We start from the raw sequence: 12669 nt of genomic DNA, 5'->3' as shown, positions 1-12669 counted from the left end.
GCGACGCGCGCACCGGGGAGGCGGACGATGGGGTCATGACGCCGGAACGGACGCCGCCGGGGAGGCAGTGATGCCAGTGGGCCGGATCGGGATGGTCGTGCACGGGGCGCGCGAGGACGCGAGCGAGGCCGCCGCGACGGTGCACGACTGGGCCGCGCGCCACGGGGTCCCCGCGGTGGAGATCGACGTCTGGCGCAGGGACGAGCCCCGGCACAGCGGTGAGGAGGAGGCGGCCGCCGCCGGTTACCCGGACCTGGTCGTGACCCTGGGCGGCGACGGGACCTTCCTGCGCGGCGCCCGGGTCGCCGCGGCGTGCGGGGCGGCCGTGCTGGGCGTGGACCTGGGGCGCGTCGGCTTCCTGACCGAGGTGTGCTCCGGTGACGTGGAGCACGCGCTGGACTGCGTGCACGAGGGCCGGGCGTCCGTCGAGGACCGCATGACGCTCACGCTGCGGGCGTCGCGACCGCTGGAGATCCCGGAGGGCATCGAGTCGTTGCTGCGGTACGGGCGCGGGCCGGCGCTGCCGCCGCCGCGGGTGCGCTCCAGCGACCCCGACGACGTGGGCTGGGGCGTGCCGATGGCCGTCAACGCCGTCAACGACGTGGTCTTCGAGAAGCTCGCCCGGGACCGGCAGGCCAGCCTCGCGGTGTACCTGGCGGGCCGGTTGTTCGCGTCCTACTCCGCGGACGCGGTCGTGGCGGCCACGCCGACGGGTTCCACCGCGTACAGCTTCGCCGCCGGGGGCCCGGTGGTCTCGCCGCACATGGACGCGATCGTGTTCACGCCGGTCGCGCCGCACATGGCCTTCGACCGCACCCTGGTGGCGGCCCCGGACGAGGTCGTGGGGGTGCGTGTGCTGACGCGTTCGGGCCGGGTCGCGGTCAGCATCGACGGCCAGTTGAGGGGCGTCCTCGATCCCGGCGACTGGGTCGGGGTGTACAAGGCGCGGCACCGGTTGCGGCTGGTCCGGCTGGGGCCGACCGACTTCTACGGGCGGGTGCGCGACCGCTTCCGGCTCAGTGACGCCCCGGCCGCGGCCGCGGACGGGGAGGTGCCTCCGCTGTACCGGCCGTCCGCCCCGGTCCCGCCCGACCTGCGGAACCTGCGCTTCCCGCCCCCGGCCGCCCGGCGCTGACGGCGCCCTGGCGCGCGATCCCGGCCAGTTCCCGGGCCGGCCCGGTCAGTTCCCGCCCGTGGGCCCGCACCAGGCGCAGCGTCCGCGTGAGGTCGAGTCCGGCCACGGGGACGGCGACGACGCTGCCGCCGGCGAGTTCCGCGGTGAGCGCGAGGGAGCTGAGGACGGCCGGGGCGAGGCCGTCGGCGACGGCGGTCTTGATGGCGGTGGTGGAGGGGAGTTCGAGCAGCGGGTCGGCGAGCGTGAGCCCCGCCGCCCGGGTCAGCGCGTGTTCGAGGTGGCGGCGGGTGCCGGAGCCCCGTTCGCGGCTGACCAGGGGGGTGGCGGCGAGTTCCGCGGCGCCGACGCCGGAACGACGGCGTGCCCAGGGGTGGGAGGGGGCGACGACCACGGTCAGCTCGTCGTAGGCGACCGGCCGGGCGACCAGCCCGCGCGGGACGTCGGGGCCCTCGACGAAGCCGAGGTGGGCCTCGCCGGCCAGGACGGCGGCGGCGACGTCCTCGGAGTTGCCCGCGGTGAGCGCGACCGTGGTGCGCGGGGCGCCGGCCCGCAGGGCCAGCAGCCACTGCGGCAGGAGGTACTCGGCCACGGTCATGCTGGCCGCCACCCGCAGCCGGCACTCGGTGGTGCCGCGCAGCGAGGTGATCCCCGCGTCCAGCGAGGCGGCGGCGTCGACGGCGGTGCGCGCCCAGTCGGCGACGAGCGCGCCGTGCTCGGTGAGCCGCGAGCCGCGCGGGGACCGTTCCAGCAGGTCCAGGCCGAGCCGGCGTTCGAGGTGCCGGAGGCGGGAGCTGGCGGCGGGCTGGCTGACCCCGTGGGCGCGTGCGGCGGCGCCGACGCTGCCGAGGCTCGCGACCGACAGCAGCAGGTCGTACGCCGCCAGGTCGCTCACACGCTCGGGCAGGGGCATAAGCCCAGTCTATGAGCCCATCCGGAAGTGGTCCCTACCGGCCTCGCACCCGCTGGGGCGAGGCTGAGGACATGCCCTCGAAGCTCGCAGTCCCCTCCCGGCCCGGCGCCCATCCGCGCACCGGGCCGCAGCGGGAGCCGGCCCACCCCTCCCGGCTCTTCCGCGACCTCGGCCCCAACTGGTACGCCTCCGTGATGGGCACCGGCATCGTCGCCACGGCGGCGGCCGGGCTGCCCGCGCACGTACCGGGGCTGCGGACGGCCGCCACGGTCGTGTGGGCGCTGGCGGCCGGCTGGCTGGTGGTGCTCTCCGCCGCCTGGGCGGTGCACTGGACCCGCCACCGCGACCGCGCGCTGGCGCACGCCGGCCATCCGGTGATGGCGCACTTCTGGGGCGCCCCGGCGATGGCGCTGCTGACCGTCGGCGCGGGCACCCTGGCGCTGGGCTCCGACTGGACCGGACCGCACGCGGCCCTGGCCGTGGCCGGGGCGCTGTGGTCGGCGGGCACGGTGCTGGGCCTGCTGACCTGGGTGTGGATCCCGTACCGGGCGATGACCGACCACCGGGTCGCCGACGACTCGGCGTTCGGCGGCTGGCTGATGCCGGTCGTGCCGCCGATGGTGTCCGCGGCCACCGGGGCCGCCCTCGTCCCGCACCTGCCGACGGGGCAGGCGCGGCTGACGCTGCTGCTGGCGTGCTACGCGATGTTCGGGATGAGCCTGCTCGCGAGCCTGGTGATCATCCCGCAGATCTGGGGCAGGCTGGTGCGCCACAAGACGGGCCCGGCGGCCATGGTGCCGACCCTGTGGATCGTGCTGGGCCCGCTGGGCCAGTCCGTCACGGCGGCCAACCTCCTGGGGGGCGTGGCGCCCGCCGCCCTGCCCCGTCCGTATGCCACCGGGGCCGAGGTGTTCGGCTACCTCTACGGCGTGCCCGTCTGGGGCTTCGCGATGATGTGGCTGGCCTTGGCGGCGGCGCTCACCCTGCGCACCGCGCGGCGCAGCCTGCCGTTCACCCTGACCTGGTGGAGCTTCACCTTCCCGCTGGGCACGTGCGTGACGGGTACGAGCGCGCTGGCGCTGCGGCTGCACTCGGCGGCCTTCCAGGGGGCGGCGCTGGTCCTCTACGCGGGCCTGGTGGCGGCGTGGGTGCTGGTCGCGGCGCGGACCGTGCACGCCGGGGCGCGCGGCACGCTGCTCGCGCCGCCCGCCCCGGCGCCCGGCGCGTGAACCGCCGGGGTCACAGACCCTGCCAGGCCGGCTTGGCGGCGTAGGTGGCCCGGAAGTAGTCGGCCAGCTTCAGCTTGGACGCGGCGGCCTCGTCGACGACGACGGTGGCGTGCGGGTGCAGCTGGAGCGCGGAGGCGGGGACGACCGCCGCCAGCGGGCCCTCGACGGCGAGGGCGACGGCCTCCGCCTTGGCCTCGCCCGTGGCGAGCAGGACGAGGTGCCGGGCCTCCAGGATGGTGCCGATGCCCTGGGTGATGACGTGGTGCGGCACCTCCTCGGGGTGGTCGAAGAAGCGCGCGTTGTCCTTGCGGGTCTGCTCGGTGAGGGTCTTGATCCGAGTCCGGGAGGCCAGCGAGGAGCACGGCTCGTTGAAGCCGATGTGGCCGTCGGTGCCGATGCCGAGCAGCTGCAGGTCGACGCCGCCGGCGCCCGCGAGGGTCCGCTCGTACGCGGCGCACGCCTCGACGACGTCTTCTGCGGTGCCGTCGGGTCCCATGAACGACTCCGGCGCGAGGCCGAGGGGCTCCACGACCTCGCGCAGCACCACGGAGCGGTAGGACTCGGGGTGCCCGGCGGGCAGGCCGACGTACTCGTCCAGCTGGCAGATCCGGGCGCGCGAGACGTCGGCGGCGCCCTCCCGGGCCAGTCCGGCGAGCGCGCGGTAGACGGGGAGCGGGGTCGATCCGGTGGCGACGCCGAGCAGCGCGTCGGGCTTGCGGCGCAGCAGGTCCGCGAGGGCGCCCGCGATGAGTTCGCCGCCCGCGGTGGCGTCCGGAACGATGACGACTTCCACTTCGGGACCGCCGATCTGGTGAGGGACCGCTAACTGGTTTAGACCAATTTAGCAGCCGGGCCCCCCGCAGATCCACCGCCGGCCCGGGGGTGCCTTCGGGCGAATGCGGCGCGCGCCGCGTTGGAGGGCACGCCGCCGGTGGTAGCAAGCAGGGACAGGCGCGCGGGACGCGTGGCGTACGGCCGGGCACGACGGGGAGGTGCGGGACGGTGTCCCAAGGACGGCGGATCCGGATCCGCGCGGGGCGCCGGGAGGTGCGCGAGCCGGCCAGGCGGCCCGGCGTCCGGGTGTTCCCCGCACTGAACACGGCCGCCGCCTACTCCTGGCGGCTGCTGGTCGTGGGGGCCGTCGTCTACGCCGTCTTCGCCACCCTGGGACGCTTCCACGAGATCGCGGTGGCCGTCTTCCTCGGGCTGGTCGTCACCGCCATGCTGCGGCCGGTCGCCGATCTGCTCGCCCGGGCGATCCCGCGCTCGCTGGCCGTCGCCGCGTCGCTGATCGGCAGCATCCTGATCGTGTTCGGCATCCTGGCCATGGTCGGCGAGGTGGTCGCCGGCGAGACCGCGGGGCTGCAGCGCGAGTTCAGCGCGGGGCTGGCCCGGATCGAACGCTGGCTCGAGGCCCCGCCGTTCCGGCTCGACCCCGAGGCGCTGAACGACCTGCAGTCGAAGATCGGGCAGTGGCTCTCCAGCCACCGGGCGACGCTGATCAGCACCGCGCTCAGCGGCGCCGGGCGCCTGGTCGAGGTGCTGACGGTCTTCGCGCTGGCGCTGTTCTGCTCGGTGTTCTTCCTGCACTCCGGCGACCGTCAGTGGTCCTGGTTCTGCGGGCAGTTGCCGGGGAGCGTTCGGGGCCGGGTGTCGCTGGCGGGCAGCGCGGCGTGGCGTACGCTCACCGGCTACACGCACGGGATCGTGCTGGTGGCCGCGACCAACGCGATCCTGGTCGGGGTCGCCCTGTACCTGCTGCGGGTGCCGCTCGCGCTGCCGCTGGCGCTCCTGGAGTTCTTCGCCGCCTTCGTGCCCCTGATCGGCTCGCCCATCGCCCTGGCGGTCGCCGCCGTGGTGGCGCTGGCGGCGAAGGGGCCCCTCATCGCGGCGATCGTCGTCTGCCTGATCGTCGTCATCGGCCAGATCGAGGGCCATGTGCTGCACCCGCTCGTGATGGGCTGGGCGGTGCGCCTGCACCCCGTGGTGGTCGCGCTCACCGTCATCGGCGGCGCGATCGCCGCCGGGGTGATCGGCGCGGTGGTGGCGGTGCCGCTCGTCTCCGTCCTCTGGTCGATGTACCAGGCGCTGCGCACCGCGGAGTAGGACGCGCAAGTTCTTGCGGAGCTTCCGCAACGGTCTGTCGGCTGGACGACACTCCAGCGCAAGCCCGTGTCGACTGAGACGAAAGCCCGGTCGGGGGCATAGACGCCCGGAAACACCTCTGCAACTATCGGCTCGGGCCGCGCAATTACCAAAGCAATCGATGCAATTTTCTCCGCGTGGCAGCCGTATCGCATGCGACATGTCATGGCACCAACAACTCTGACGAGAGGTACAGGGACGACATGCCAAAGGAACGGTTCATCAGACGGCTGCTGGCGGGGGTGATCGCGGCGGGCATGGTGCTGCTCGGCCTGTCGGCCCTGCCTGCCGCGGCCGCCGGCGGCCCCGACCTCGCGGCGGGGGCGCCGGCCACCGCGAGCAGTTCGCACGCCGAGTACGGGGTGGCCAACGTCACCGACGGCAACCAGAACACCTACTGGCAGAGCGCGGGCAGCTCCTTCCCGCAGTGGGTCCAGGTCGACCTGGGCAGCAGCACCAGCGTCGACCAGGTCGTCGTCAAGCTCCCCGCCTCCTGGGAGGCCAGGACCGAGACCTTCGCGGTCCAGGGCAGCCCCGACGGCACCACCTTCTCCACGCTCTCCGGCTCGGCCGGGCGGAACTTCGGCCCCGGCTCGGGCAACACGGTGACCATCGACTTCGCGGCCACGCCCACCCGGTTCGTACGGCTGAACATCACCGCCAACACCGGCTGGCCCGCCGCCCAGGTCTCCGAGCTCGAGGTGCACGGCTCCGCCACCTCCACCGAGAACCTCGCCCGGGGCCGCACCCTCACCGCGAGCAGCGGCAACGCGCCCTACATCGCCGCCAACGCCAACGACGGCAACCAGACCACCTACTGGGAGAGCAACAACAACGCCTTCCCCCAGTGGATCCAGGCCGACCTGGGGTCCTCCGTCGCCGTCACCAAGGTGGTGCTGAAACTGCCGCCCACGTGGGAGGCCCGGACGCAGACGCTGTCGCTGCGCGGCAGCACCAACGGCTCGTCCTTCAGCGACCTGGTGGCGTCCCGCGACTACTCCTTCAAGCCGGCCGACAACAACACCGTCACCATCAGCCTGAGCAGCACGACCACCCGCTACCTGCGGGTCGACGTCACCGGCAACACCGGATGGGCCGCCGCCCAGCTGTCCGAGCTGGAGGTGTACGGCCCCGCCTCCGGTGACACCACCGCGCCGAACGCGCCCACCGGCCTGGCCTACACCGAGCCCGGCTCCGGCCAGATCCGGCTGAGCTGGAACGCCGCCGGCGACAACGTCGGCGTCACCGGCTACGACGTGTACGCCAACGGCGAGCTGCGCACCAGCCTCTCCGGCAGCACGCTCACCTTCACCGACAACCAGCCCGACAACTCCACGGTCAGCTACTTCGTGCGCGCCAAGGACGCGGCCGGCAACGTCTCCGGCAACAGCAACACCGTCACCCGGACCGGCTCCGGCGGCGACACGCAGGCGCCCAGCCGGCCCGGCGACCTCGCCCTCACCCAGCCCGGCTCCGGGCAGGTCAAGCTGACCTGGACCGCCTCGAGCGACAACGTCGGCGTCACCGGCTACGAGGTCTACGCCAACGAGGTGCTGCGCGCCACGGTGTCCGGCAGCACGCTCACGTACACCGACAACCAGCCCGACACCGCGACCGTCTCCTACTACGTGAGGGCCAAGGACGCGGCGGGCAACCGCAGCGTCGCCAGCACCACGGTCACGCGCAACGGCTCCGGCGGCAACGGCTCCGACCTGGCCGTGGGCAAGCCGATCACGGCCTCGTCCAGCACGCAGAACTTCGTCGCGGCCAACGCCAACGACAACAACGTCACCACCTACTGGGAGGGCGCCGGCGGCAGCTACCCGAACACGCTGACCGTCTCCCTCGGGGCGAACGCCGACGTCACCTCGGTGGTCCTCAAGCTCAACCCCGACGGTGCCTGGGGCACCCGCACCCAGACCGTGCAGGTGCTCGGCAGGGAGCAGGGCGCGAGCGGCTTCACCAGCCTCAAGGCGGCGGCCGGCTACACCTTCAACCCGTCCTCGGGCAACACGGTGACCATCCCGGTCAGCGCCCGGGTCGCCGACGTACGGCTGCAGTTCACCGCCAACAGCGGTGCCGCCGCGGGCCAGCTGGCGGAGTTCCAGGTGATCGGCACCCCGGCGCCGAACCCGGACCTGACGATCAGCGGCATGTCCGTGTCCCCGAGCGCACCCGTCGAGACCGACGCGGTCAGCCTCTCCGCGACCGTGCGCAACATCGGCGAACTGGCCTCGGGTGCCACGAACGTCGCCTTCTACCTGGGCACCACCAAGGTCGGCACCGCCTCCGTCGGCGCGCTGGCGGCCGGCGCCTCGACCACGGTGACGGCGAACATCGGCGTACGGGACGCCGGCAGCTACCCGCTGGGCGCCGCGGTCGACGAGGCCGGGGACGTGATCGAGCAGAACGACACCAACAACGCCTACAGCAGCCCGGCCCCGCTGGTCGTCAGGCCGGTCGACAGCTCCGACCTGATCGCCTCGCCCACCGGCTGGTCCCCCGGCAACCCGGCCAAGGGCAACACCGTCGCCTTCTCCGTCGCGATCAAGAACCAGGGCACCGTCGCGTCGGCGGGCGGCTCCCACGGCATCACCCTGACCGTCACCGACACCGCCTCCGGATCCGTCGTCAAGACGCTGACCGGCTCCTACAGCGGCGCCATCGCCGCGGGCGGCACCACGAGCCCGGTCTCCCTGGGCACCTGGACGGCCGCCAACGGCAAGTACACGGTCAAGACCGTCATCGCGCCCGACGCGAACGAACTGGCCGTCAAGCAGCAGAACAACACCAGCACCAAGTCCCTGTTCGTGGGGCGCGGCGCCAACATGCCGTACGACATGTACGAGGCGGAGGACGGGGTCCTCGGCGGGGGCGCCGCCGTGACCGGTCCAAACCGGACCGTCGGCGACCTCGCGGGCGAGGCGTCCGGGCGCAAGGCCGTCACGCTGAACAGCACCGGCAGTTCGGTGGAGTTCACCACCAAGGCCAGCACCAACACCCTGGTCGTGCGCTACTCGATCCCCGACGCCGCGGGCGGCGGCGGGATCAACTCCACCCTGAACGTCTACGTCAACGGCACGTTCCTCAAGGCCGTCGACCTCACCTCCAAGTACGCGTGGCTGTACGGCAGCGAGACCGCCCCCGGCAACAACCCGGGTGACGGCAGCCCCCGCCACATCTACGACGAGGCCAACATGATGCTCGGCACGACCGTGCCGGCCGGGGCGAAGATCAAGCTGCAGAAGGACGCCGCCAACGGCAGCCAGTACGCGATCGACTTCGTCAACACCGAACAGGTCTCGCCGATCGCCAACCCCGACCCGGCGGCCTACACCGCGCCGACCGGGTTCACCCACCAGGACGTGCAGAACGCCCTGGACAAGGCCCGGATGGACACCACGGGCACCCTCAAGGGCGTCTACCTGCCGCCGGGCGACTACGAGACGGGCAGCAAGTTCCAGGTCTACGGCAAGACCGTCAAGATCATCGGCGCCGGCCCCTGGTACACCCGCTTCCACACCCCGTCCGGCCAGTCCAACACCGACGCGGGCTTCCGCGCCGACTCCACCGCCAACGGCTCGTCCTTCTCGGGCTTCTCCTTCTTCGGCAACTACACCTCGCGCATCGACGGCCCCGGCAAGGTCTTCGACTTCGCGAACGTCGCGAACATGACGATCGACAACGTCTGGAACGAGCACACGGTCTGCCTCTACTGGGGCGCCAACACCGACAACGTCACCATCACGAACTCCCGGATCCGCGACACCTTCGCCGACGGCGTCAACATGACCAACGGCAGCACGGACAACCACCTCGACAACATCGAGGCCCGTGCCACGGGTGACGACAGCTTCGCCCTCTTCTCGGCGATCGACGCCGGCGGGGCGGACGAGAAGAACAACCTCTACGAGAACCTGACGTCCCTGCTGACCTGGCGCGCCGCGGGCATCGCCGTCTACGGCGGCTACGCCAACACCTTCCGCAACATCCTCGTCGCGGACACGCTGGTCTACTCGGGCGTCACGATCAGCTCCCTGGACTTCGGCTACCCGATGAACGGCTTCGGGACCGATCCGACCAACCTCCAGAACATCTCCATCGTCCGCTGCGGCGGGCACTTCTGGGGCAGCCAGACCTTCCCGGGCATCTGGCTCTTCTCCGCCTCGAAGGTCTTCCAGGGCATCCGCGTCAGCGACGTGGACATCGTGGACCCGACCTACAGCGGGATCATGTTCCAGACCAACTACGTGGGGGGCCAGCCGCAGAACCCGATCAAGGACACGGTCCTCACCAACGTGTCCATCACCGGCGCCCACCGCAGCGGTGACGCCTACGACGCCAAGTCGGGTTTCGGCCTGTGGGCCAACGAGATGCCGGAGGCCGGGCAGGGTCCGGCGGTCGGCTCCGTCACCTTCAACAACCTGACGATGAACGACAACTACCTGAACATCAAGAACACCACGTCCACCTTCACCATCAACACCAACCCGTAGCGGCCGGACGCGCGAGCGCCGTGGTCCCGGCCGGTTCTCCGGCCGGGACCACGGCGCTTCGTCGTCCCCGTCATCCGCGGCGTGCGCGGCCGTACGCCCACGAACCCCACCACGCCGGGATCGGCGGATCGGCGGGGGCGGACGTCGGCTGGTCCGGGTGGAGTCCGAGCCGGCGCAGGGCGGCCGCGTCGACCCGTACTTCGTGGGTTCCGTGCCAGTGCCCGTCCGCCCCGATCCCGCACATGAGGTCGATCATCACCTCGTGGCCGGCGAACGGCCACCAGTCGATGCCGCGGTCCCGCAGTCAAAGGGCCGTCAGCTCGACGGGCCCGGGACGGCCCGGCAGGTTCTCGCAGCCGAGGAGGGGCACCCATGCGTCAGATGCGTCAGGTCTTCGGTCCATGCCCCCATGCTCGCGCAGCACGACGGCGTGCCGCAGCGGGATTTCGCCGCGGCACGCCGTCGAGGGGGGACGGGGTGGGCCGTGCCGGCCACGGGGATGCGGCGGCACGGCCCGGATCGGTTGCCGGTCAGCGGCGGCCGCCCCAGGACTTCACGTCGACGACCTGGCGGTGGTCGTTGCGCAGGGTCGCGGCGTCGCGGCGGTCCCAGACGGAGTTGCGGCGGTCCTGGAAGACGTCGCGCCGGCCGTCGCGGCCGAAGCCGGTGTGCACGCGCACCTTGGAGTGGCCGACGAGCCGCACGTTGTTGAAGCGGTAGCGGTTGCCCTCACGGTCCGACAGGGTCCAGCCACGCAGGTTGACCGTACCGCGGCCGGTGTTCACCACTTCGATCCATTCGTCACCGCCGCGGCCGAACCGGCCGTGACCGTCGCGGGTGTTGACGTCGCCGATGACCACCCGGGACCGGCCGTGGTCGCGGTGGTCGGCCGCGGTGGCCGGCAGGGAGGCGGCGGCCACGACCGCTCCGGAGGCGAGGACGGTGGCGATGACGCGGCGGGTGATACGAGCAGACATGATGCCCCCTCAACAAAGGTGCGTTCCCGGCCCTTTCGGGCCGTTCCCGCGGTGCGGATGCTTCGGCGGTTGCCGATGACCCAACTCTGGCCCACCGGCGACGCACACAACCGGAACAATCGCTTCGCGTTACAGAATGCGGACATATCCGTAACTGTTAGCTGTAAGCGACATCTGTCAGTCTCGGGCGACATGTCGACTGACTGCGTGATGCACCCATCCGCCGGGCGCCGCTGTCCGGGCTTCTCGCTGTCACCCACACGAGTGCCCTGATCGCCGGGCGCCCCCCGGCGGCCGGAGAAGGGCCCCGGTAACGGAGAATCGCGCCATGACGACACGCGGCGCGGGCCACGGGAACGCCCCCGGACAGGACCACGGCTATCTGCTGGACAACCGCCGGGCCGAGGCCGGGACACGCTTCGCGGCCTTCGCCGAGCTCTTCGACCCGGTGACGTTCCGGCACGTCGACGCCCTGGGCGTCGGGGCGGGGATGCGCTGCTGGGAGGTGGGGGCCGGGGGCGCCTCCGTGCCGCTCGGGCTGGCCGCGCGCGTCGGCCCCGGCGGTGCCGTGGTCGCCACCGACATCGACGTGTCGTGGGCCCGCGGCGCCGCGGGCGGCGTGGTCGAGGTGCTGCGGCACGACGTCGCCGCCGACCCGCCGCCACCGGGCGGCTTCGACCTCGTCCACGCCCGGCTGGTGCTGGTGCACGTCACCGACCGGGCGGAGGCGCTGCGCCGCATGGTCGGCGCGCTCCGCCCCGGCGGGGCGCTGCTGCTGGAGGACGCGGACCCCAGGCTGCAGCCGCTGCTCTGCCCGGACGAGTCCGGACCGGAGCAGCGGCTCGCCAACCGCCTGCGCTCCGGCTTCCGCGCGCTGATGGCCGAGCGGGGCGCGGACCTGGCCTACGGGCGGACGCTGCCGCGCCTGCTGCGGGAGGCCGGGCTGGAGGACGTGGGGGCCGACGCCTACTTCCCGATCACGTCACCGGCCTGCGCCGTCCTGGAGGCGGCCACCGTGCGGCACATCAGGGACCGCCTCGTGGCGGCCGGTCTGGCCACCGACGAGGAGGTGGACCGCCATCTGGCGAACGTCGCGACCGGCACGCTCGACCTGGCCACGGCGCCGATGGTCTCCGCCTGGGGCCGCCGGCCGCTCAGCCCGGCGGCGTCCAGCCCGGATCCCGGCCGGTGAGGCCGAGCAGCCGGTCCAGCGGCGGCGCGGAGTCCGGGACGGGCACGGGCCGGCCGAAGGGCCCCGAGCCGTCGCCGGACGCCGCCCCGAACGAGGTGAGCAGCCCGAGCACGACCTCCACGGACGCCTCGTCGGGGCGGTACTCCAGCCCGGTGGACCGGGCCAGGTCCCAGCCGTGCACCAGCAGCTCGTTCAGGGCGAACCGGCCCGCGGCCTGCGCGGGCAGGGTGATCCCGCCGGCGCGGGTCTCGCCCTCCCACGCCCCGGGGGCGTCCCAGGCGGCGGACAGCTCCGTCAGCAGGACGGGCAGCAGCTCGCGCCAGGCGTCCGGGAGCCCGGGGACGGAGGAGCTGGGGTCGGTGTCCGTTGTCGGGCCGAAGTCCTTGCGGGCGGCGTCCCGGAAGGCCGCGCAGAGCCCGGCGACGTGCCCGACGAGGTGCGCCACGGTGTAGTCGGGACAAGGTGTGGGGGCGTCGAGTTGCTTGTCGGCGATCTGCTCCAGCAGGGCGCTCACGTCCCGGGTGGCCGGGCGGAGGTCGGGATGACGTGTCATGGGGTCCCCTGGGTCGGTGGTCGTCCCGGTCG

At 72.9% G+C, this 12669-nt stretch carries 10 protein-coding genes; 5 read left to right on the top strand and 5 right to left on the bottom strand.

Features of this window, described 5'->3' with window-relative positions; translation table 11 throughout:
- Window positions 1–70: 70 nt before the first annotated feature.
- A complete protein-coding gene (locus ACFZAU_RS01760; protein ID WP_499602824.1) occupies window positions 71–1135 on the top strand; it encodes an NAD(+)/NADH kinase in 1065 nt (354 codons plus the stop codon).
- On the opposite strand, the gene ACFZAU_RS01755 is transcribed toward ACFZAU_RS01760, so the two are convergent.
- Entirely contained in the window at window positions 1017–2045 is a 1029-nt protein-coding gene (locus ACFZAU_RS01755) for a LysR family transcriptional regulator (RefSeq protein WP_500550600.1), read from the bottom strand. The genes ACFZAU_RS01760 and ACFZAU_RS01755 overlap by 119 nt on opposite strands.
- Window positions 2046–2116: 71 nt before the next feature.
- Between ACFZAU_RS01755 and ACFZAU_RS01750 the strand changes: the two genes are divergently transcribed.
- On the top strand, window positions 2117–3274 hold the full coding sequence (locus ACFZAU_RS01750) for a TDT family transporter (protein WP_500550599.1): 1158 nt from the start codon (window positions 2117–2119) through the stop codon (window positions 3272–3274).
- Between the two features lie 10 nt (window positions 3275–3284).
- Here the strand turns inward: ACFZAU_RS01750 and nagB are convergent, their stop codons facing one another.
- Complete coding sequence (gene nagB / locus ACFZAU_RS01745) at window positions 3285–4067, bottom strand: glucosamine-6-phosphate deaminase (protein ID WP_500461717.1); 783 nt, start codon at window positions 4065–4067, stop codon at window positions 3285–3287.
- Window positions 4068–4321: 254 nt separating this feature from the next.
- On the opposite strand from nagB, the gene ACFZAU_RS01740 reads away from it, so the two are divergent.
- Window positions 4322–5380, top strand: a complete 1059-nt coding sequence (locus ACFZAU_RS01740; protein WP_500551103.1) for an AI-2E family transporter — start codon at window positions 4322–4324, stop codon at window positions 5378–5380.
- A gap of 242 nt (window positions 5381–5622) precedes the next feature.
- The gene (locus ACFZAU_RS01735) at window positions 5623–9915 is read left to right on the top strand and encodes a discoidin domain-containing protein (RefSeq protein WP_500550598.1); all 4293 of its coding nucleotides are present in this window, start codon (window positions 5623–5625) and stop codon (window positions 9913–9915) included.
- A 70-nt stretch (window positions 9916–9985) separates the two neighbouring features.
- Here the strand turns inward: ACFZAU_RS01735 and ACFZAU_RS01730 are convergent, their stop codons facing one another.
- Together ACFZAU_RS01730 and ACFZAU_RS01725 are read right to left on the bottom strand one after the other, a co-directional pair.
- Window positions 9986–10171, bottom strand: coding sequence for a hypothetical protein (locus ACFZAU_RS01730; protein WP_500550597.1), 186 nt, complete (start codon window positions 10169–10171; stop codon window positions 9986–9988).
- Between the two features lie 274 nt (window positions 10172–10445).
- Entirely contained in the window at window positions 10446–10892 is a 447-nt protein-coding gene (locus tag ACFZAU_RS01725) for a lamin tail domain-containing protein (RefSeq protein WP_499602829.1), read from the bottom strand.
- A gap of 328 nt (window positions 10893–11220) precedes the next feature.
- Between ACFZAU_RS01725 and ACFZAU_RS01720 the strand changes: the two genes are divergently transcribed.
- Window positions 11221–12084: a class I SAM-dependent methyltransferase gene (locus ACFZAU_RS01720; protein WP_500550596.1), complete on the top strand. Its 864-nt coding sequence runs from the start codon at window positions 11221–11223 to the stop codon at window positions 12082–12084.
- Here ACFZAU_RS01720 and ACFZAU_RS01715 read toward each other — a convergent pair.
- Window positions 12047–12637, bottom strand: a complete 591-nt coding sequence (locus tag ACFZAU_RS01715) for a TIGR03086 family metal-binding protein (RefSeq protein WP_500550595.1) — start codon at window positions 12635–12637, stop codon at window positions 12047–12049. The genes ACFZAU_RS01720 and ACFZAU_RS01715 overlap by 38 nt on opposite strands.
- Window positions 12638–12669 lie beyond the last annotated feature (32 nt).

The organism is Streptomyces sp. NPDC008238, assembly GCF_042956445.1.
Taxonomy (GTDB): domain Bacteria; phylum Actinomycetota; class Actinomycetes; order Streptomycetales; family Streptomycetaceae; genus Actinacidiphila.
Note: the sequence above shows the minus strand (reverse complement) of the source record. Positions and strands in the feature narration are given on the sequence as shown.